The following is a 20,204-nucleotide window of genomic DNA, read 5'->3' as shown; positions in this document are numbered from 1 at the left end:
CACAACCCCCTGTGGGAGCGAGCTTGCTCGCGATAGCGGACTGTCAGTCAACTTGGATGTTGCCTGACACACCGTCATCGCGAGCAAGCTCGCTCCCACATTTGATTTGTGTTCGCCCAAAATGCCAATGGACTGCCCATGAAGCTCCCTCGCCTCGCCCTGACGTTGAGCCTTTTGCCTGCTGGACAGCTTTTGGCCGACACCTTCGAACGCGAGCAAGCCCTGAAACTGCCCGACGTGCTGATCAGCGCCAACCGCCAGGTCGAAGCACGCAACGACAGCAGCGCCGCCAACACCGTGTTCACCCGTGAAGACATCGACCGCCTGCAACCGAGCAGCGTGACAGACCTGCTGAGCCGGGTGCCGGGTGTACAGGTTGCGCAAAGCGGCGGACGCGGCAGCCTGCCGGGGATTTACATTCGCGGCACCCACTCAGCGCAGACTCTGGTGTTGGTGGACGGTCAGCGCATCGGCAACTCGACGTCCGGCGACAGCAACCTGCAACACCTGAATATCCAGCAGATCGAGCGCGTGGAAGTGCTGCGTGGTTCGCGCTCGGTGATTTACGGCAGCGACGCGATTGGCGGAGTGATTCAGATCTTTACCCGTCGCGGCGCCGAGTCAGGTTTGCAACCACGCTTGCACATGGGGTTTGGCAGCAACCAGACCTGGGAACGCAGCCTGGGCTTGTCCGGGGGTGATGCGCAAACCCGTTTCAACCTCGGTGCCAGCCTCGATGACACGGCAGGGATCAATCGCACTCACCAGTCATACCCCAGCGATGACGACCACGATGCCTATCGCAACAACTCCGTCAGCCTGAGCCTGAGCCACGCGTTCAATGACGATATCGAGGCCGGCCTGAACATCCTCGATAACCGTGGCAAAAATGAGTTCGACAACCCGTTCGGCCGCTACGACATGAGCACCGGCAACAGCGTCCAGCAAAAGCCCTACAACAACTTCACCGTAAGCAGCGTCAGCAGCTATGTCGACGCACGCATCAACGATGCGTGGAAATCCCGCGTAGAGCTGGGCCATAGCGAAAACCGCGAAGAAACCTTCGACAAGCTCAGCGACGATCACAGTGTGTTCAACACTTACCGCAACTCGCTGAACTGGCAGAACGACCTGACGCTGAACCCGCAGAACAGCCTGATTCTTGGCGGCGACTGGTATGAAGATCGGGTCAACAGCAGCACGCCATTCAATGAAGACAGCCGATGGAACCGTGCGGTGTTTATCCAGCATCGTTTCCAGGCTGAAAGCTTCTCCACCGAACTGGGTCTGCGTCGTGACCAGAATCAGCAGTTCGGCGGCCAGAACAGCTGGAGCGGTACCTTCACCCTGCCGCTGAACCCGGACAACAACGTGTTGCTGAGCTACAGCGAAGGCTTCCGCGCACCGACCTTCAACGACCTCTACTACCCGGATTTCAGCAACCCGAACCTGAAACCCGAAACCTCGAAAAGCTACGAAGTGCAGTGGCGCAGTCAGCTAAGCGAAACCAGTCGTCTGGAAGCCTCGCTGTACCGCACCGACCTTGAAGACGCGATCATCTTTGGCAGCCACTCACGTCCGGAAAACATCGCGTCGGCGCGGATCAATGGTTTCGAAGCAGCCCTCAAGCAGGAGTTGTTCGGCTGGCAGAGCAACCTCGGTGTTGCGATCATCGACCCGCGAGATCGCGACAGCGGCCACACCCTGGCCCGCCGCGCACGACGGACCTTGAGCCTGGATCTGGACCGTCAGTTTGATCGGCTTGGGCTCGGCGCCAGTTGGCAGGCGGTGAGCAGCAGCTATGACGACAAGGACAACCGTCAGCCGCTGGGTGGTTACGCCCTGCTCGGGTTACGCAGCAGTTGGGCGCTGAATCACCAGGTCACACTGGAGATGAAAGTCGATAACCTGCTGAACAAGGATTACAGCCGCGCACTTTACGAGCATGACGGTAGCCAGTACGGGTATCGCGAAGAAGGCCGGGCGTTGATGTTTGGGGTGACGTGGATGCCTCAGATCTAACCTGAGATTGGCGGTGTTTGGACTGACCCCATCGCGAGCAAGCTCGCTCCCACACTGGATCTATGTCGCACATAGATCTCCTGTGGGAGCGAGCTTGCTCGCGATGGTCACGCCTCGGTCTCAGTGGTCCGGCGCGATTAACCGACACAACTTGGCGGTCGCCGCGATCATCTGCCCACTCGGCCGCTCCAGGCCTTTATCCGTCACCAACAGCAATTGCCCCTGGGCTACCGCCGTCACCTGCGGCCAGGCTTTCCAGGCGTCGAGCTGTGCTTGGCTGCTGGCCAGAATCGCCTGGGGATTACGCGAAAGCACTGACTCCACACTGACCTGCGGCGCCGGCAAGGTCATGTCGGCAAACACGTTGCGCGCACCGCACACCTCAAGCGCATCGCTGATGATCTGCCCGCCGCCCACGGTGTAGAGCGGTTGATCCCAGACCTGATAAAACACCCGAAGCGGTTCTGCTCGTTGATAGCGTTGGCGTAAATCGTCGAGTTGTTTGCGTAGATCAGCCGCAAGTGTGCGCCCACGCTCCGGCCGGCCTAGCTGCTTGGCTATCGCTTCGATTTGGCGGGTCAGTTGTTTGAGGTTATGCGGTTCGGCGACGTAGGTCGGGATTCCCAATCGACTTAGTTGCTCACGCTGCGCCGGGCCGATGCTGCCGGGCCAGAGCAACAGCAAATCCGGTTTGAGACTGAGCAGGCGCTCCATATCCAGCTGACCGTAACGGCCAACGGAAGGGATGGACTTGAGTTCTGCAGGACGCTCGCCAGCATCGAGCACGCCCACCAACAAGTCGGCCGAGCCCAGCTCAACGACGATTTCCGAGAGTGAGGGTGCGAGGCTGATGACTCGTTCGACCGCTGCCGCCGAGCCACTGATGGCCAGCAGCAGAACCGCCAGCCAGCGGCGCATCAGCCGAGTTGACGCGGAATACGGTAGAGGTAGAACAGCACCGTGGTCGACAGCGCCAGCAGCACCAAAGGCACCGCTTCAAGGCCGACGAATACCGCCAGTGCGCCGATCCAGGCCGGCAGGGCCGCGACGAGGAATGCCATACGGCGCTTAGCCGCCAGGGCAACCCAGGCTGCGGGCTCTTGCGGGGTGTCGAGGGCTTTCTGGGTGGCGATCAAGGCGTGTTTGAAGCCGCCGAAAAATCGCAAACTGACAAACATCGAGGCCACGCCGGCAATGAAAAACGGCATCGCCAGCACCGGCAAAAACGCCTCGCTCTGACCGAACACCCCGTTAATCACCAGCAGCGGCAGCAAGGCCAACGCCAGGTATTGCCACCAGTTGACGGACAGTCGCCGCCGGACCTGGCCGCGAGTCACGCCCGGTCTGCCTCGCCCTGATGCTCGTTGCCCATCATGTGGTCGAGCTTGCTGGCCTTGGTCGCCAGGTAGAGTTTGTTGTGCGGATTATGGCCAGTGTGCAGCGGCACGCGCTCGGCGACCACGATGCCCATGTCGGTCAAGGCGTTGACCTTGCGTGGGTTGTTGGTCATCAGGCGCAGGGATTTCACGCCCAGGTGCTCAAGCATCGGCAGGCACATGGCGTAGTCGCGCTGGTCCGCGGCAAAGCCCAGACGCTCGTTGGCTTCAACGGTGTCGGCACCGCCGTCTTGCAGTTCATAGGCGCGGATCTTGTTCAGCAGGCCAATGCCACGGCCTTCCTGACGCAGGTAAAGCAACACGCCACGACCTTCGCGGGCGATCGCCTGCAACGCCGCCTCGAGTTGCGAACCGCAGTCGCAACGCTGGCTGAACAAGGCATCGCCGGTCAGGCATTCGGAGTGCAACCGGCCGAGTACCGGGGCACCGTCGGCAACATCACCCAGACTCAGTACGACGTGCTCGCGACCAGTGGCCTCATCGAGAAAGCCGTGCATGGTGAATTGCGCAAAAGGCGTTGGCAGCTTGGAAGCGGCGACAAAAACGACAGGCACCGGTGTGCTCCTGATCTGTATGTACTGGAGATTCGCAGAGGCGGCATTGTAACAGCAGGTTCCTACAGACGCTTAGGCTGAATTATCGGCCATAACGATCAAAAAGTTTGATCACTGCCCTACGAGACCAAGCAAACACGCGGCCCCGTAGCAGCTGGCGCAGCCTGCGTTCGTGTGCGCAGCGCACGTAAATCCTGACGACTCGATCAGCATGATGCACCGCAGAGCATGGTTTTGCGACGGCTCCGTCCGAACGCGGCCCGCACCGAACGCAGGCTGCGCCAGCTGCTACGGGGTGTCGAATGGGTAGGGTTGTTTCCAATGCTCGAAAATCGGTTTCAACTGGCCGCTTTTCACCAGCAACTCCATGCGTTTGTCGTACAGCGCCATCAAGGCGCGGGCCTGTGGTGTATCGGCGAAACCGAGGAACAACGGCAGTTCGGTCAAGTGAGTTCGCCGGTACTGGGACGGATCCTCGGCTTCTGCGAGCACCTCATTGATTTCCGTCTGCGCGTCAATGTAGAAATCCGCCCGAGCCTGCTTGAGCATCGGCAAGATCCCGGTGCGGCGCTCGATCTGGTTATAGCGGTGAATGTTCGGCAGGTAACTCTCGTAGCGGTAGCCACGGACCCAAACCAGTCGATACTTGCCCAGCGTCGTCAGCGTCGGTTCCGGGTCGCTCGCAAGGCCCAGGGCATAAATATGATCGGTATCGAAATTCCAGTGGGGGTACAGCACCTGATCGATCTCGTTGGCATAGGAACCGACCAACGCATCCACTTCACGACGCTGCACCAGCCCCACCGAACGGGTGTAAGGCACGGTGCGAATATCCAGCTTCACCCCGGCCGGCTCGAATACTGCGCGCAAAATGTCCCAGGCCAGCCCATGACCATCGGCGGCGGTGTAGTCATCCCAGTCCTCGCTGGCCAGATGAATCACCGCCGGTGTCGTCGGCACATCCGCCGCACGGGCGACCGAACAGAACACGGCAAAAACCAGAACCCACAACCAGCGCCCCACCATCCCTAAGCCTCTCAATCTGCCCATCAGGCGAAATACCGGACCAGTCCCTGCAGCACCAACCAGGCAAACACCCCGGCGAGCACGTCATCGAGCATGATCCCGACACCGCCATGCACATGCCGGTCGATCCAGCGAATCGGCCATGGCTTGAGAATGTCGAAGAAGCGGAACAGCAGGAATCCCGCCAACAACCAGTACCAACCCGCCGGCACCAACCACAAGGTGATCCACATCCCGACCATTTCGTCCCAGACGATACCTTCGTGGTCGTGTACCCGCAGATCGTCGGCGACCTTGCCGCACAGCCAGAAGCCGAACAGCATCGTGATGCCGAGCATCAGCCAGTAACCCCAGTCGGGCAACATCTGCCATAACGGGATAAAGGGTAGCGCAACCAGCGAGCCCCACGTGCCCGGCGCTTTGGGCAAGGTACCCGAGCCGAAGCCGAAGGCCAGGAAATGCCAGGGATTACGCCAGACCGATGGCGGCACGTGTTCTGCCGGGACCTGTTTGGGATGATCTGTCACGGTGTCTCCCGAAAATGTTGATAGCCCCGGGTTTGCGGGGTGATGTCCTGCCCGTTCGCGTCCAGCAGCGTCACGCCCTGCCCGGCCACGACCTGGCCGATAACATGGATCGGCCAGCCGTCGGCGAGCAATGCCGGCAATTGCGCGGGCGGCAAAGTGAAGGCCAGCACGTAGTCGTCGCCACCACTCAAGGCCGCCATGCGGGCCGCATTCTCACCGAGAAAGCTCACCAGTGCCGTCGACAGTGGCAGTTTTTCGCTTTCGATCAGCAAGCCGACAGCTGAAGCCTTGGCGATATGCCCGCAATCGGCGAGCAAACCGTCGGAGATATCCAGTGCCGAGGTGGCCTTGCCACGCAACGCCATCCCCAGATCAAGCTGCGGCTGCGGTGACCAATAATGCGCCAACAACGGCCCGGCAACATCGGCTGGCGCGACGCGCTCACCCAGCACCAACGACAGCGCGCCAGCCGCATTGCCCAATTCACCGCCCACACACACCAGGTCACCGGGTTGCGCACCGCTGCGTGTCAGGGCAAGGCCCGCCGGGACGCGGCCGAACACGGTCATGGTCAGGCTCAGCGGGCCGCGTGTAGTGTCGCCACCCACCAGCCGTACACCGCAGTGTTGCGCCATCGCATTCAAACCACGGGCGAAGGCGTCCAGCCAATCGTCGGTTACCGTCGGCAGAGTCAGGGCAAGGGTAAAAGCAATCGGGGTGGCGCCCATCGCAGCCAGGTCGCTGACCGCTACAGCCAGCGAACGCTGACCGAGCAGAAACGGGTCGCAAGGGTCTGCGAAATGCACACCGGCCACGAGCGTGTCGGTGGAAATCGCCAGCTGCTCCCCTGCGGGAACAGCGAGCAAGGCGCAGTCGTCGCCGATGCCCAAGGCAACGCCTTCACCGCCCTGCGCACAAGGCGCGGCGGCGAAGTAATTGCGGATCAGCTCAAACTCGCCCATAGCCGCAATCAGCGCTTGAACGCCTTCACTTCAGCTTCACGCAAACGCGGGGCCAGCTTGTCGAGTACACCGTTGACGAACTTGTGACCGTCGGTGGAGCCGTAGACCTTGGCCAGTTCGATGCCTTCGTTGATCACCACACGGTACGGCACGTCGACGCGTTTGATCAGTTCCCAGGTCGACAGGCGCAGAACCGCCAGTTCAACCGGATCGAGCTCATCAATGGTGATGTCCAGGCACGGAGCGAGCGCAGAGTCGATCTCGGTCTTGTGCGCCGGCACACCGTGCAGGATGTCGTGGAAGTAGGCGGCATCGACATCGCTGAAATCGTTATCGACCCGGAACTGCGCTTCAATCTCGTTCAGCGAAGTTTTGGCCATGTGCCATTGGTACAGAGCCTGAGTCGCGAGCTGACGGGCTTCGCGACGCTTGACGCTCTTGGATGGCTTGCCAGCGTCCGCAGGTTTCGGATCGCGCGGGTTGAAACGATCGCTTTCGTCGCTAATCACTTGGCCTCCAACTGCGCCAGCAGGCTGACCATTTCCAGAGCGGACAAGGCAGCTTCAGCACCTTTGTTGCCGGCCTTGGTGCCGGAACGTTCGATGGCTTGCTCGATCGAGTCGACAGTCAGTACGCCGAAAGCAACTGGAACGCCGAACTCCATGGACACCTGGGCCAGACCCTTGGTGCACTCGCCAGCCACGTATTCGAAGTGCGGAGTACCGCCACGAATGACCGCGCCCAGCGCGATGATTGCCGCGAACTCGCCCTTCTGAGCGACTTTCTGCGCAACCAGCGGGATTTCGAAGGCGCCAGGGGCACGGATGATGGTGATGTCGCTTTCGCTCACGCCATGGCGAACCAGGGCATCAACAGCACCGCTTACCAGGCTTTCGACAACGAAGCTGTTGAAACGGCCAACAACCAAAGCGTAGCGGCCTTTGGGGGCGATGAAGGTACCTTCGATGGTCTTCAGGGTCATTCGACAAATCTCTTAAAGAGCCGGGACGCGTTCAGTACGCGTCCCTCAGTGATATTTGAACCGCAAACAAAGGGGTGAAAAACACCGGCCTTTATTTGGAGGGCACGTATTCTACAACTTCCAGATCGAAACCGGATATCGCATTAAATTTCATTGGCGCACTCATCAGGCGCATTTTGCGTACACCCAGGTCACGCAGGATCTGCGAACCGGCACCGACAATGCTGTAGGTGGTCGGTTTTTTCGGCTGTGCGTGATCGGCGGTTTCGCGGATATGCGCCAGCAACACGTCGCCATCGAGCGGGTGACCGAGCAACAGCACCACGCCACTGCCAGCCTCGGCAACCGCGGCCATGGCGGCTCGCAGGCTCCAGCGGCCGGGCTGCTTGACCATCAACAGGTCGCGCAGCGGGTCCATGTTGTGCACGCGAACCAGGGTCGGTTCTTCGGCGCAAATGGTGCCCAGGGTCAGTGCCATGTGCACGTCGCCTTCGACTGAATCACGATAGGTCACCAGATTGAACTGGCCCAGTTCGCTGTCCAGCGGCTGCTCGGCAATCCGCTGAACGGTACGTTCGTGGATCATCCGGTAGTGAATCAGGTCGGCGATGGTGCCGATCTTGATGTTGTGTTCAGCGGCGAAAGTTTCCAGCTCGGCGCGACGGGACATGGTGCCGTCGTCGTTCATCACTTCGCAGATCACCCCGCTCGGCTCGAAACCGGCCATGCGCGCCAGGTCGCAAGCCGCTTCGGTGTGGCCGGCGCGGGCCAGGGTGCCGCCGGCCTGGGCCATCAGCGGGAAGATGTGGCCGGGGCTGACGATGTCTTCGGCCTTGGCGTCTTTGGCTGCAGCCGCTTGCACGGTGCGCGCACGGTCGGCCGCGGAAATACCGGTGGTGACACCGACGGCGGCTTCGATGGACACGGTGAACTTGGTGCCGAAACCGGAACCGTTACGCGGCGCCATCAAGGGCAGCTTGAGCAGCTCGCAGCGCTCGCGGCTCATCGGCATGCAGATCAGGCCACGGGCGTGCTTGGCCATGAAGTTGATGTGTTCAGGCTGGCAGCACTCGGCGGCCATGATCAGGTCGCCTTCGTTCTCGCGGTCTTCGTCATCCATGAGGATGACCATCTTGCCTTGGCGGATGTCTTCAACCAGTTCTTCGATGCTATTGAGCGCCACGCGGCACCCCCCTTCTTTCAAAAATTGAGTTTCAGGAATTGAGGTAGCCGTTCTCGGCCAGAAAGCTTTCGGTAATGTTGCCCTTCGAGGATTCTGCGGCCTTGTCACCCAGCAACAGACGCTCCAGGTAACGGGCCAGCAAGTCCACCTCAAGGTTCACCCGGCGACCTGGCTGGTAAGACGCCATGATGGTTTCGCTCAGGGTGTGCGGAATGATCGTCAGCAAGAACTCGGCGCCATCGACCGCGTTCACCGTCAGGCTGGTGCCGTCGACGGTGATCGAGCCTTTATGGGCGATGTACTTGGCCAGGTCTTTCGGCGCACGAATGCGGAATTCCACGGCGCGGGCATTTTCGGTCCGGGCAACCACTTCGCCGACACCGTCGACATGACCGCTGACCAAATGTCCGCCAAGGCGGGTGGTCGGGGTCAGGGCTTTTTCCAGATTGACCGGGCTGCCGCTTTTCAGGTCATTCATGGCGGTGCAGTCGAGGGTTTCGCGACTGACGTCCGCCGCAAAGCCATTACCCGGCAGTTCAACCGCCGTCAGGCAGACGCCGTTGACCGCGATGCTGTCGCCGAGTTTGACGTCGCTCAGGTCGAGCTTGCCGGTTTCTACGTGAACCCGCACATCACCACCTTTGGGGGTTAATGCACGGATGCTGCCGATGGATTCGATGATGCCGGTAAACATGGAGTCCTCCTCGAGAACAGGGCCAGCGCTGTAGCGATGGCCGAGAATTATACGCTTGCCGATCAGCCTGTGTGAGAACGTAACGAGCGAAGGCAAGACAAGGCAAAAACAGGCGAGGAAGCGGAGTTTACGGGTTGTAAATGAGCATTCCGAGCCTGTTTTTAACGCAGTATTGCCGAGCGCAGTAGTTCTCACACAGGCTGGGGCATAGGGATGGCGGTGACTCGCCAATCATCGCCCACCGCGCGAATTTCTGTGATTTTGAGCTCCGGCGCATCCTTCATTTGCGCGAGTGGCCAGTCCAGCAACGGCCGTGCCGTGGAGCCGAGGAACTTGCCCGCGATGAAGATCTGGAACTCGTCCACCAGCCCTTGCTGGGCAAAAGCCCCGGCCAGACGCGGGCCGGCTTCCACCAGCACTTCATTGACACCACGGGCAGCCAGTTCGACCAACAGCTTGCGCAGGTCGACCTGGCCATCGGCGCCGGGCACGATCAGGCACTCGGGACCGTTGGCGTATTGCTCTTCCACCGCGACACAGGTGGCAACCAACGCCGGGCCAGCCTTGAAGAACGGCGCATCAAGCGGCACCCGCAGGCGGCCGTCGATCAGCACGCGAAGTGGCGGACGGCTCATGGCGAGCGCGGTTTGCTCGGCATCCAGCCCCAACTCATCGGCGCGCACGGTCAAGCGCGCGTCATCGGCCAGCACCGTGTCGGCACCGGTCAACACGACGCTGGCCTGAGCCCGCAGACGCTGCACCGCCGAGCGGGCGGCGGGACCGGTGATCCATTGGCTTTCGCCGCTGGCCATGGCGGTACGACCGTCGAGGCTCATCGCCAACTTCACCCGCACGAACGGCAAGCCCTGCTCCATGCGCTTGAGAAAACCTTCATTGAGCTTGCGCGCCTCACCTTCGAGCACGCCGCTGCGGGTCTCGATGCCCGCCTGCTCCAGACGCTGCAGACCGCGACCGGCAACTTCCGGATTCGGGTCCTGCATCGCCGCAACGACTCGCGCCAGGCCGGCATTCACCAGCGCATCGGCGCACGGCGGCGTGCGGCCGTGATGGCTGCACGGTTCGAGGGTCACGTAGGCGGTGGCGCCCCGGGCGTTTTCACCGGCGGCGCGCAGGGCGTGAACTTCAGCATGCGGTTCGCCGGTACGCACATGCCAGCCTTCGCCGACAATCTGCCCGTCACGCACAATCACGCAGCCCACCCGAGGGTTGGGATGGGTGGTGTAGTGACCTTTGCGCGCCAGCTCCAGCGCACGCGCCATGTAATGGGCGTCGAGGACCTGTTGTTCCGGGGAGAGGCTCATTCTTTTACCGGCTCACGGGCCAGGCGATCGATCTCTTCGCGGAACTCGTTGAGGTCCTGGAAGCGGCGATACACCGAAGCGAAACGAATGTAGGCGACTTCATCGAGCTTTTGCAGCTCGGCCATCACCAGTTCACCGACCACGAGGGATTTGACCTCGCGCTCGCCGGTGGCGCGCAGTTTGTGTTTGATGTGTACCAGCGACGATTCCAGGCGCTCGACGCTCACCGGGCGCTTTTCCAGCGCACGCTGCATGCCGGCGCGAAGTTTTTCTTCGTCGAACGGCTGACGGCTGCCGTCGGTTTTGATCAGGCGCGGCAACACCAGTTCGGCGGTTTCGAACGTGGTGAAACGTTCGCCGCAGGCCAGGCATTCGCGCCGACGGCGCACCTGTTCGCCCTCGGCGACCAGACGCGAGTCGATGACCTTGGTGTCGTTGGCACCGCAGAAGGGACAGTGCATGGTGGCAGGCAACAAAAAAAGGGAGGGCCATGGTAGCGCATCCCACTGGCAAGACAAGCCATAGGGTTTACGGTATACAGACGGGCTACACTGCCTGATCCATGGATTTCACTTTGCTGGAGCCGCAAATGCCGCTACGACCGCTTGTTTTACTCAGTCTCGTCGGCCTGTTGGTCGCGTGTAGCAGTCATCCCAAACCGGCGGCACCGACCCCAGGCCCTGCGCCCGAGATGGCTCAGAAGAAAGCCCAGGCCTCGGCCACCCTCGGCCCGCTGCCGGCGTATCAACGGGAATTGAGCGGCACCTTGCAGGGCGTACCGGCCGGCGCCGAGGTTGAATTGGCGCTGCTGGTGATCGACGAACGCTCGCGGCCGCAACAGTTGCTCGCCAGCGCCAACCTGATCGGCAACAACAAGGCTCTGCCATTCCATCTGCGGTTCAATCCCGACTCGTTCCCGGTCGGTGCACGCGTCGAACTGCGGGGTCGCGCCAGCCAGTCCGGGCAGTTGATCCTGCACCTGCCGGCGCAACGCATCTTTGAGCCGAAGACCCAGGCCCTGGGCCAGTTGCAGTTCCTCAAAGCGCCATGAATGCACCGCTCGACCTGCAACAGGCGTTAAGTGAACTGCTCGGCGACGCACAGCTTGTGCCCTGCCCGCTGCCCGAGACCGCACTGAAACTCTGGCTGATCGATGGCGACAACATGGACCGTGCCTTCAGCCCGGAAGAAACCCGACGCATTCTGCACGAGCCGCCGTACTGGAGCTTTTGCTGGGCCAGCGGCCTGGCGATGGCGCGTTACCTGGCGGAGCATCCGCAGTGGGTTGCCGGCAAGCGAGTGCTGGACTTCGGCGCCGGTTCCGGGGTGGCGGGGATTGCGGCGGTCAAGGCCGGGGCGCTGGAAGTGGTGGCCTGTGATCTCGATCCGTTGGCAATTGCGGCCTGCCGGGCGAATGCCGAACTCAATGACGTCGAACTCAGCTACTCAACGGACTTTTTTGCCGAAGCCGATCGCTTTGATCTGATTCTGGTGGCCGACGTGTTGTACGACCGGGCCAACCTGCCGCTTCTCGATGAATTTCTCAGCCGTGGCCGCGAGGCGTTGGTGGCAGATTCGCGAGTTCGGGATTTCCGTCATCCGTTGTATCAGCGGCTGGAAATGCTTGAGGCGATGACACTGCCGGACCTGGCGGAGCCGGAAGAGTTTCGGCATGTGAGCCTGTACCACGCGCGACGCGGCTGAAAAGCATCGCGAGCAAGCTCGCTCCCACAGTGGTTTTGTATTGCACACAGATTTTGTGGCAGGCATTGATCCCTGTGGGAGCGAGCTTGCTCGCGATGGCGGCGTATCAGACACCTGAGGACTTACTGCCGCCCCCACCAAGCCTTATAGTTGCCCCATTCACGTTTCTTCGAGATGCCCCATGAGTCAAGACACGCCGTATATCTTCGACGCCACTACTGCCGATTTCGACCAGTCGGTGATCGAGAACTCGTTCCACAAGCCGGTGCTGGTGGATTTTTGGGCTGAATGGTGTGCGCCGTGCAAGGCGCTGATGCCGATGCTGCAAACCATCGCCGAGAGCTATCAGGGCGAACTGCTGCTGGCCAAGGTCAACTGCGACGCCGAGCCGGACATCGTTTCGCGTTTCGGTATTCGCAGCCTGCCGACCGTGGTGCTGTTCAAGGACGGTCAGCCGGTGGACGGTTTTGCCGGCGCGCAGCCTGAGTCTGCCGTCCGCGCGCTGCTTGAGCCGCATGTGCAGATGCCACCGCCGGCCGCTGCCGACCCGTTCGAGCAGGCTCAGGCGCTGTTCGACGAAGGCCGATTCGCTGACGCCGAGGCCACGCTGAAAGTGCTGCTGGGTGAGGACAACACCAACGCTCGTGCGCTGATCCTCTATGCCCGCTGCCTGACCGAACGCGGCGAACTGGGTGAAGCCCAGATCGTGCTCGATGCGGTGAAAAGCGATGAGCACAAAGCGGCACTGGCGGGCGCCAAGGCGCAGATCAAGTTTCTCGGTCAAGCCGCTGACTTGCCGGATGTCGCCGACCTGAAATCGCGCCTGGCGCAAAACCCGCAGGACGATGAAGCGGTCTATCAACTGGCGATCCAGCAACTGGCCCGCCAGCAGTACGAGCCGGCGCTGGACTCCCTGCTCAAGCTGTTCATCCGCAATCGCAGTTACAGCGAAGGGTTGCCGCACAAGACCCTGCTGCAAGTGTTCGAACTGTTGGGCAACGATCACCCGTTGGTGACCGTTTATCGCCGCAAGCTGTTTGCTGCGTTGTATTAGAAGATCAAAAGATCGCAGCCTTCGGCAGCTCCTACAGGGTGTTGTACGCCGAGCCTTTGTAGGAGCTGGCGCAGCCTGCGATCTTTTCATTTTGATGTTTACGCCTGCTCGCGCCAGCTGTAGAGCGGCGTATCCCCGCCGCTCACGACCTTGACCTCGGCGCTGTGGCGCAAGCGCACCAGCAAGCGTTTGCCGGCGACAGTGTTGCCGGTCAAACCCTCCAGCCGCTCCAGCAAATCCGGCCCTGTCAGTTGCCCCGACTGGCGCAGCAGATCCTTGGCAAGCTGCCACAGCATTTCATCCTGATTCACCGGTTTGACCACCGGATCGGCCACCGCTGCGCTGTTTTCTGATTGGCTTACCTGCAACTGCGCGCCGAGCCGCGCCCAATCCCCATCGTCCAGTTCAAGGGTCAAATCCACCGGCCAGTCGCCGATGCTTCCACGAATGCGCAACATTGGGGTTTCCTCAGGTTTATGACGAACATGCTCCCACGCGTCTTGCGCAACGCCAAGCGGACAGTCAAACTCTCACCACTCCTGTTATAAGATTACATAACAAACTTTTCATGTTCCTCCCCGGAGACTCTCCAATGCGCCGTCTGCTTCTCGCTTTGCCGTTTGCCCTGTTGCCGCTGGCTATCGCTCAAGCCGCGGAAGTTCATGATCACGAGCATGAACACGGCAGCCTGGGCGCCCACGAACACGGCGTCGGGCGTTTGAACGCGGCGCTCGATGGTCAGACGCTGGAGTTGGAACTGGAAAGCCCGGCGATGAATCTGGTGGGCTTTGAACACGTTGCCAGCAGCGATGCAGACAAGGCCAAAGTTGCCGCCGCCCGTGCGCAGCTGGAGAAACCGCTGGTGCTGTTCAGCCTGCCAAAAGCGGCCAACTGCGTAGTCAGCCAGCAAGAACTGAACAGCCCGCTGTTTGGTGACAAACCGGACGCCGATGATCATGACGACGATGACGACCATGCCACCGACGGGAAAGGCGCCGCCGCCGAAGAGCATCATCACGATCACAGTGAAATCCACGCGCACTACCAATTCACCTGCGCCGCCCCTGGCGCGTTGAAAACCCTGGATTTGTCGCAGGTGTTCACAACCTTCCCCGCCACTCAGAAAATTCAGGTACAACTCATCAGCCCAAGCGGCCAGCAAGGGGTTGAAGTGACCTCCAAAGCGCCTGCGCTGAAATTTTGATCCAACCCAAATCCAATGTGGGAGCGAGCTTGCTCGCGATGAGGCCAGCACATTCAACATTGATGTGATTGTAAGACCGCTATCGCGAGCAAGCTCGCTCCCACAGGGTTCACCATCAATCCGACCGGTTTCACATGACCCAAGCACTCATCGAACTGTCAGACCTGGGCTTCAACTGGCCCGGTCATCCGCCATTACTGGATATCCCGGCGTTTCGCCTGGAACCCGGTGAAACGCTGTTTCTCAAAGGCCCCAGCGGCAGTGGCAAGACCACCCTGCTCGGCCTGCTCGGTGGTGTGCAGAAACCCAATCGCGGGAGCATTCGGCTGCTCGGCCAGGAGTTGACCGAGCTCTCGGCCGGCGCCCGCGATCGCTTTCGGGTCGACCACACCGGCTACATTTTCCAGCAGTTCAACCTGCTGCCGTTTCTCTCGGTTCGCGAGAACGTCGAACTGCCGTGTCACTTCTCCAAACTGCGCGCCAGCCGCGCGATTCAGCGCCACGGCAGTGTCGATCAAGCCGCCGCGACCTTACTCGCGCACCTGGGGCTCACGGATGAAAACATGCTGAGCCGCCGCGCCGACTCGCTGTCCATCGGCCAACAGCAACGGGTCGCCGCCGCCCGCGCGCTGATCGGTCAGCCAGAGTTGGTGATCGCCGACGAACCGACCTCGGCGCTCGACTACGACGCCCGTGAGGCGTTTATCCGTTTGCTGTTCGCCGAGTGTCGCGAAGCCGGTTCCAGCCTGCTGTTCGTCAGTCACGACCAGAGCCTGGCGCCGCTGTTCGATCGTCACCTGTCGCTGGCCGAACTCAATCGCGCCGCCACGCCGCTCGAGGTCTGAAATGTATTTGTTTCGTCTAGCCATGGCCAGCCTGGCTAACCGCCGTTTCACCGCGATCCTCACCGCGTTCGCCATCGCCCTGTCGGTCTGCCTGTTGCTGGCGGTGGAGCGCGTGCGCACCGAAGCCAAGAGCAGTTTCGCCAGCACTATCAGCGGCACCGACCTGATCGTCGGCGCACGCTCCGGCTCGGTGAACCTGCTGCTGTACTCGGTGTTTCGCATCGGCAACGCCACCAACAACATCCGCTGGGACAGCTTCGAGCATTTCGCCAACAACCCGAAAGTGAAATGGGCGATCCCGATTTCCCTCGGCGACTCTCATCGCGGTTATCGGGTCATGGGCACCACCGATGCCTACTTCCAGCATTACCAATACGGTCATCAGCAAAGCCTGCAACTGGCCAGCGGCCGGGCGTTTGCTACCGACCCGTTCGAAGTGGTGCTGGGTGCCGAAGTGGCCGATGCACTGCATTACAAACTCGGCGACAAACTGGTGCTGGCTCACGGCGTAGCGGTGATCAGCCTGGTCAAGCACGACGACAAACCGTTCACCGTGGTCGGCATCCTGAAACGCACCGGCACCCCGGTCGACCGCACGTTGCACATCAGCCTCGGCGGCATGGAAGCGATTCACATCGACTGGCACAACGGTGTGCCGGCTCAGGGCAGCGGCCGGATCAGTGCCGATCAGGCGCGCAACATGGACCTCACGCCGCAAGCCATCACCGCGTTCATGCTCGGTCTCAACAACAAGATTTCGACCTTCGCCGTGCAACGCGAGATCAATGAATTCCGTGGCGAGCCGATGCTGGCGATCCTGCCGGGCGTGGCCTTGCAGGAACTCTGGAGCCTGATGGGCACTGCTGAAAAAGCCTTGTTCGTGGTCTCGCTGTTCGTCGTGCTGACGGGGTTGATCGGCATGCTCACGGCGATTCTCACCAGCCTCAACGAACGCCGCCGCGAGATGGCGATCCTGCGTTCGGTCGGCGCAAGGCCGTGGCACATCGCAACGCTGCTGGTGCTGGAAGCCTTTGCGTTGGCGCTGTCCGGGGTGATTGCGGGCGTGGCGCTGCTGTATGTCTGCATCGCCGCGGCCCAGGGGTACGTGCAATCGTCCTACGGCTTGTACCTGCCGCTGGCCTGGCCAAGCGAGTATGAATGGACGCTGCTCGGTGGCATCCTGATCGCCGCGCTGCTGATGGGCAGCGTGCCGGCCTGGCGCGCCTATCGCCAATCGTTGGCCGATGGTCTGTCGATCCGTTTATGAGGACATTGAAGATGCTCCGCGCTCTGCCTGCGCTGTTGATGCTGGTCGCCCTGCCCCTGTGGGCGGCCGCGCCGAAAGACCTGACCTGGTCGGAGATGATCCCGCCGGACGCTCCGGCAGAAGTGCCGAACATGAAACCGCTGCACGACCTGTCGCAGATGAGCAGCGCGCTGTCCGCCGAGTCTGCTCCGGCGGCCAAGCAAGACATGCCCAATGCGCCGGTGGTGAAGAGCCTCGACGGCAAGAATATTCGCTTGCCGGGTTACATCGTGCCGCTGGAAGTCAGCGAGGAAGGTCGCACCACCGACTTTCTGCTGGTGCCGTATTTCGGCGCATGCATCCACGTTCCACCACCGCCGTCGAACCAGATCGTCCACGTCAAAAGCGCGGTTGGGGTGAAGCTCGACGAGCTGTATCAGCCGTACTGGATCGAAGGTGCATTGCAGGTCAAAGCGTCGACCAGCGAATTGGCGGATGCCGGTTATCAGATGGATGCGGACAAGATCTACGTGTACGAATTGCCGGAGTGAATCCGGTTGTCATGTGTAATCTGGTAGATAGCCATCGCGAGCAGGCTCGCTCCCACATTTGATTTGCGCATCAACACAATCCACCGTGGGAGCGAGCTTGCTCGCGATGAGGCCCTCGAAGTCGCCAACAAAATCAGGGCCATCACCCTTTCATTGAGCTGAGTCAAAAGCGCCGTTACTGACGCTTCGTACCATTGGACATAGAGAATTTGAATCGTCCTTTGGAGCCCCCATGCACAAGTCATTGCTTAGCGCTTCCCTCATTGCATTCGCGCTTGCAGCCCCGTTCGCCCAGGCCCATGAAGCCGGTGACATCATCGTTCGGGCCGGTGCGATCACCGTCAACCCGAAAGCCGACAGCTCCAGCGTCAAGGTCGATCAAGGCCCATTGGCCGGCACCAACCTGGGTGGCAAGGCCACCATGAACAGCAACACGCAGTTGGGCCTGAACTTCGCATACATGCTCAGCAACAATATCGGTATCGAGTTGCTCGCCGCCTCACCGTTCGAGCATGACGTGAACCTCAAAGGTACCTCCTTGGGCGCGGCCAACGGCAAGCTCGGCACCCTCAAACACCTGCCGCCGACTCTGAGCGTGGTTTACTACCCGCTTGATCACAAGTCAGCCTTCCAACCCTACGTTGGCGCCGGTATCAACTACACCTGGATCTACGACGAAAAGCTCAGTAACGAAGCGCAAGCCAACGGCTTCAGCAACTTCAAGGCGAAAAACTCCTGGGGCATGGCATTTCAGGTCGGTGCCGACTACATGATCACCGACAACATCATGCTCAACGCCCAGATGCGCTACATCGACATCAACACCCGTGCGACCGTGGAAAACGACGCCGTGGCGCCGGGCACTCGGGCCAGGGTCAACGTGGATGTGGACCCGTTCGTGTACATGGTGGGTCTGGGTTACAAGTTCTAAACCTGAGTACACGCGAAAGGCTTCTTGAGGCCAATACCAGAACCTGTGGGAGCGAGCTTGCTCCGGGCGGCGTTCCGACGATGACGGAGTGACATTCAACATCGATGTTGACTGACACACCGCCATCGCGAGCAAGCTCGCTCCCACATGGGTTTAGCCAGGTTTTCATGGCTGCGAAAAACTCAGCGCCCCAACAGCCGCGCCAGTCCGACACTCATCGGTGTCTGCTCGGGAAAGGTGAAGCGCTGCAACAGACGCTGGTTGTTTGCCCGTGAATGGCGAATATCGCCGGAGCGTGCCGGGGCGTAGGTAATTGGTGGCAACTCACCCACTACCTCGCCCAAAGCCTGGAGCATTTGCTTGAGGGTCGTCGCCTGGTTCCAGCCGACATTGACCGCGCCCACTTCAAGCGCCGGCACTTCGATGGCTTGCACCAGCAGGTCGACCAGGTCTTCGACGTAAACGAAATCGCGGGTCTGCTCGCCGTCACCGAACACGGTGATTGGCAGGCCTTTCTGCGCACGCTCGCTGAAAATGCTGATCACCCCGGAGTACGGCGATGACGGATCCTGGCGCGGGCCGAAGATGTTGAAGAAACGGAAAATCGCTGGTTCCAGACCATGCTGACGACGGTAGAAATCGAAGTAATATTCGCCCGCCAGCTTGTCCGAAGCGTACGGCGTGAGCGGTGCCTTGGCGGTCTCTTCGTCGATCGACTCGCCTTCACCGTTATTGCCGTATACCGCTGCGCTTGAAGCGAACAGCACGCGCTTGACCCCCGCCTGACGCATCGCTTCGCAGACGTTCAAGGTGCCGATGAAATTACTCTGGTGCGTGCGCACCGGATCGTCCACCGATGCCTGCACCGAAGCCACGGCGGCCAAATGCGCCACGGCGCTGCAACCGATCATCACCTGGGCCACCAGAGCGGCATCGGCAACGTCACCTTCGATCAGCTCGACCCGTGGATCATCCAGCGGCAGGTTGCTGCGTTTACCGGTGGACAGGTCATCGAGGATACGTACCGAATGGCCCTTGGCGAGCAAGGCGTCAGCAAGGTGCGAACCAATGAAACCGGCACCGCCGGTGATCAAAACAGGGCCATCAGCCATGACGATAAAACCTATCCAGTAAGCCCGGGAGTGCTGCGCGCCAGGCGCGCGGCTTGATCCCGAAAGTGTGCAGAATTTTCTTGCAGGCCAGTACCGCGTGCTGCGGTTCTTCGGCGGCATCCGGCCGTGCGGCGTGGGCCTGCGCGGTCGGAGCTTCGATGGCCAGCGGGTGCAGATTGCGCGCTTCCGTGAGGATCGCCTGCCCCAGCGCCAGCGGCGTGGTCGCCTCATGCCCGGCGTAGTGGTAAGTGCCCCACAGTGGTGCTGCGCAATCGAGTTGCTTGAGCACCGAAATGATCACCCGCGCGGCATCGTCCACCGGCGTCGGGTTGCCGCGCCGGTCGTCGGCCATCAACAGTTCTTCAGGCAGTTCGGCGCGCGCAAGAAAACGCCCGAGCGTGCCGTCGACGCTGTCATCGAGCAACCAGCCAAATCGCAGCATCACATGTTGCGGACAAGTGGCGCGCACGCTTTGCTCGATGCGCCACAAGGCCTGACCACGCAGGCCCAGCGGTACGGGTTCGTCTTTTTCGCTATAGGCGGTCGCCCGCGAACCATCGAATACCCGATAGCTGGAAGGCTGCACCAGGACAATATTGTGATGCTGGCACAGTTCGGCCAGCCGCTCGACCGCCCGCTCCTGTGCAGCGAGGCGCGCCTCGGCCACGCTCTCCGCCTGAAACCAGTCGAAGTAGTAGGCGAGATTGATCAGCGCGTCCGGACGCGTGTCGTCGAGCAGTTGCGTCAGGCTCGCGGCGTCCCAGCCGTCTTGCGGTGGACGGGGAGCGAGGAAACTGATGTCTTCCTCCGCACCGAGGCGAATCAGCGCCTGCCCAAGGGCATTTCCGCCACCCAGTAACATAAGGCGCATTCGCATAGAGTCAGCAG

24 protein-coding genes are annotated in these 20,204 nt (G+C 61.1%); 9 read left to right on the top strand and 15 right to left on the bottom strand.

The features are described from left to right. Positions 1-138 precede the first annotated feature (138 nt). On the top strand, positions 139-2,022 hold the full coding sequence (locus BK659_RS01910; protein WP_123423468.1) for a TonB-dependent receptor domain-containing protein: 1,884 nt from the start codon (positions 139-141) through the stop codon (positions 2,020-2,022). 120 nt (positions 2,023-2,142) lie between these two features. On the opposite strand, the gene BK659_RS01905 is transcribed toward BK659_RS01910, so the two are convergent. The 12 genes from BK659_RS01905 to nrdR all read right to left on the bottom strand — a co-directional run bounded on the left by BK659_RS01905 (position 2,143) and on the right by nrdR (position 11,130). Beyond that, the gene (locus tag BK659_RS01905; RefSeq protein WP_123423467.1) at positions 2,143-2,940 is read right to left on the bottom strand and encodes a cobalamin-binding protein; all 798 of its coding nucleotides are present in this window, start codon (positions 2,938-2,940) and stop codon (positions 2,143-2,145) included. Then, positions 2,940-3,359: an MFS transporter gene (locus tag BK659_RS01900; protein WP_123423466.1), complete on the bottom strand. Its 420-nt coding sequence runs from the start codon at positions 3,357-3,359 to the stop codon at positions 2,940-2,942. Before BK659_RS01900 ends, BK659_RS01905 begins: the two co-directional genes overlap by 1 nt. Then, positions 3,356-3,973 carry a GTP cyclohydrolase II gene (gene ribA / locus BK659_RS01895; protein ID WP_123423465.1) on the bottom strand — a complete coding sequence of 206 codons (618 nt, stop codon included), beginning with the start codon at positions 3,971-3,973 and terminating at the stop codon, positions 3,356-3,358. Before ribA ends, BK659_RS01900 begins: the two co-directional genes overlap by 4 nt. Positions 3,974-4,261: 288 nt before the next feature. Continuing rightward, the gene (locus BK659_RS01890) at positions 4,262-4,999 is read right to left on the bottom strand and encodes a substrate-binding periplasmic protein (RefSeq protein WP_123423464.1); all 738 of its coding nucleotides are present in this window, start codon (positions 4,997-4,999) and stop codon (positions 4,262-4,264) included. A gap of 23 nt (positions 5,000-5,022) precedes the next feature. Continuing rightward, a complete protein-coding gene (locus BK659_RS01885; protein WP_123423463.1) occupies positions 5,023-5,526 on the bottom strand; it encodes a phosphatidylglycerophosphatase A family protein in 504 nt (167 codons plus the stop codon). Further along, positions 5,523-6,488, bottom strand: coding sequence for a thiamine-phosphate kinase (gene thiL / locus BK659_RS01880; protein ID WP_123423462.1), 966 nt, complete (start codon positions 6,486-6,488; stop codon positions 5,523-5,525). Before thiL ends, BK659_RS01885 begins: the two co-directional genes overlap by 4 nt. Before the next feature lie 8 nt (positions 6,489-6,496). Then, positions 6,497-6,997, bottom strand: coding sequence for a transcription antitermination factor NusB (nusB, locus tag BK659_RS01875; protein WP_123423461.1), 501 nt, complete (start codon positions 6,995-6,997; stop codon positions 6,497-6,499). Continuing rightward, complete coding sequence (ribH, locus tag BK659_RS01870) at positions 6,994-7,470, bottom strand: 6,7-dimethyl-8-ribityllumazine synthase (RefSeq protein ID WP_003228649.1); 477 nt, start codon at positions 7,468-7,470, stop codon at positions 6,994-6,996. The genes nusB and ribH overlap by 4 nt, the downstream gene beginning before the upstream one ends. Positions 7,471-7,561: 91 nt before the next feature. After that, positions 7,562-8,653, bottom strand: a complete 1,092-nt coding sequence (ribBA, locus tag BK659_RS01865) for a bifunctional 3,4-dihydroxy-2-butanone-4-phosphate synthase/GTP cyclohydrolase II (protein WP_123423460.1) — start codon at positions 8,651-8,653, stop codon at positions 7,562-7,564. 31 nt (positions 8,654-8,684) lie between these two features. Next, positions 8,685-9,347 carry a riboflavin synthase gene (locus tag BK659_RS01860; RefSeq protein ID WP_054594247.1) on the bottom strand — a complete coding sequence of 221 codons (663 nt, stop codon included), beginning with the start codon at positions 9,345-9,347 and terminating at the stop codon, positions 8,685-8,687. Positions 9,348-9,538: 191 nt separating this feature from the next. Continuing rightward, entirely contained in the window at positions 9,539-10,669 is a 1,131-nt protein-coding gene (gene ribD / locus BK659_RS01855) for a bifunctional diaminohydroxyphosphoribosylaminopyrimidine deaminase/5-amino-6-(5-phosphoribosylamino)uracil reductase RibD (protein WP_123423459.1), read from the bottom strand. Next, a complete protein-coding gene (nrdR, locus tag BK659_RS01850; protein ID WP_003228656.1) occupies positions 10,666-11,130 on the bottom strand; it encodes a transcriptional regulator NrdR in 465 nt (154 codons plus the stop codon). The genes ribD and nrdR overlap by 4 nt, the downstream gene beginning before the upstream one ends. 128 nt (positions 11,131-11,258) lie before the next feature. On the opposite strand from nrdR, the gene BK659_RS01845 reads away from it, so the two are divergent. From BK659_RS01845 to trxA, 3 genes are all read left to right on the top strand, one after another. Further along, positions 11,259-11,720, top strand: a complete 462-nt coding sequence (locus BK659_RS01845) for a hypothetical protein (RefSeq protein ID WP_123423457.1) — start codon at positions 11,259-11,261, stop codon at positions 11,718-11,720. Next, entirely contained in the window at positions 11,717-12,373 is a 657-nt protein-coding gene (locus BK659_RS01840; protein ID WP_123423456.1) for a class I SAM-dependent methyltransferase, read from the top strand. The genes BK659_RS01845 and BK659_RS01840 overlap by 4 nt, the downstream gene beginning before the upstream one ends. Positions 12,374-12,554: 181 nt before the next feature. Continuing rightward, on the top strand, positions 12,555-13,427 hold the full coding sequence (trxA, locus tag BK659_RS01835) for a thioredoxin (RefSeq protein ID WP_123423455.1): 873 nt from the start codon (positions 12,555-12,557) through the stop codon (positions 13,425-13,427). A 98-nt stretch (positions 13,428-13,525) separates the two neighbouring features. On the opposite strand, the gene BK659_RS01830 is transcribed toward trxA, so the two are convergent. Then, complete coding sequence (locus BK659_RS01830) at positions 13,526-13,885, bottom strand: hypothetical protein (protein ID WP_123423454.1); 360 nt, start codon at positions 13,883-13,885, stop codon at positions 13,526-13,528. A 134-nt stretch (positions 13,886-14,019) separates the two neighbouring features. On the opposite strand from BK659_RS01830, the gene BK659_RS01825 reads away from it, so the two are divergent. The 5 genes from BK659_RS01825 to BK659_RS01805 all read left to right on the top strand — a co-directional run bounded on the left by BK659_RS01825 (position 14,020) and on the right by BK659_RS01805 (position 18,204). Then, positions 14,020-14,631: a DUF2796 domain-containing protein gene (locus BK659_RS01825; protein WP_123423453.1), complete on the top strand. Its 612-nt coding sequence runs from the start codon at positions 14,020-14,022 to the stop codon at positions 14,629-14,631. Between the two features lie 134 nt (positions 14,632-14,765). Continuing rightward, positions 14,766-15,476: an ABC transporter ATP-binding protein gene (locus BK659_RS01820; RefSeq protein WP_123423452.1), complete on the top strand. Its 711-nt coding sequence runs from the start codon at positions 14,766-14,768 to the stop codon at positions 15,474-15,476. A gap of 1 nt (position 15,477) precedes the next feature. Continuing rightward, complete coding sequence (locus BK659_RS01815) at positions 15,478-16,743, top strand: ABC transporter permease (RefSeq protein ID WP_123423451.1); 1,266 nt, start codon at positions 15,478-15,480, stop codon at positions 16,741-16,743. A gap of 11 nt (positions 16,744-16,754) precedes the next feature. Further along, complete coding sequence (locus BK659_RS01810; RefSeq protein WP_123423450.1) at positions 16,755-17,273, top strand: DUF3299 domain-containing protein; 519 nt, start codon at positions 16,755-16,757, stop codon at positions 17,271-17,273. Between the two features lie 232 nt (positions 17,274-17,505). Next, entirely contained in the window at positions 17,506-18,204 is a 699-nt protein-coding gene (locus BK659_RS01805; protein ID WP_123423449.1) for an OmpW/AlkL family protein, read from the top strand. Between the two features lie 182 nt (positions 18,205-18,386). Here BK659_RS01805 and BK659_RS01800 read toward each other — a convergent pair whose 3' ends face one another. Together BK659_RS01800 and BK659_RS01795 are read right to left on the bottom strand one after the other, a co-directional pair. Then, positions 18,387-19,316, bottom strand: coding sequence for an NAD-dependent epimerase/dehydratase family protein (locus BK659_RS01800; protein ID WP_123423448.1), 930 nt, complete (start codon positions 19,314-19,316; stop codon positions 18,387-18,389). Further along, positions 19,309-20,193: a sugar nucleotide-binding protein gene (locus BK659_RS01795; protein WP_123423447.1), complete on the bottom strand. Its 885-nt coding sequence runs from the start codon at positions 20,191-20,193 to the stop codon at positions 19,309-19,311. The genes BK659_RS01800 and BK659_RS01795 overlap by 8 nt, the downstream gene beginning before the upstream one ends. Positions 20,194-20,204: the final 11 nt, after the last annotated feature.

The organism is Pseudomonas brassicacearum (genome assembly GCF_003732225.1).
Lineage (GTDB): Bacteria > Pseudomonadota > Gammaproteobacteria > Pseudomonadales > Pseudomonadaceae > Aquipseudomonas > Aquipseudomonas brassicacearum_E.
This window is presented reverse-complemented; position numbering and strand designations above follow the sequence as displayed.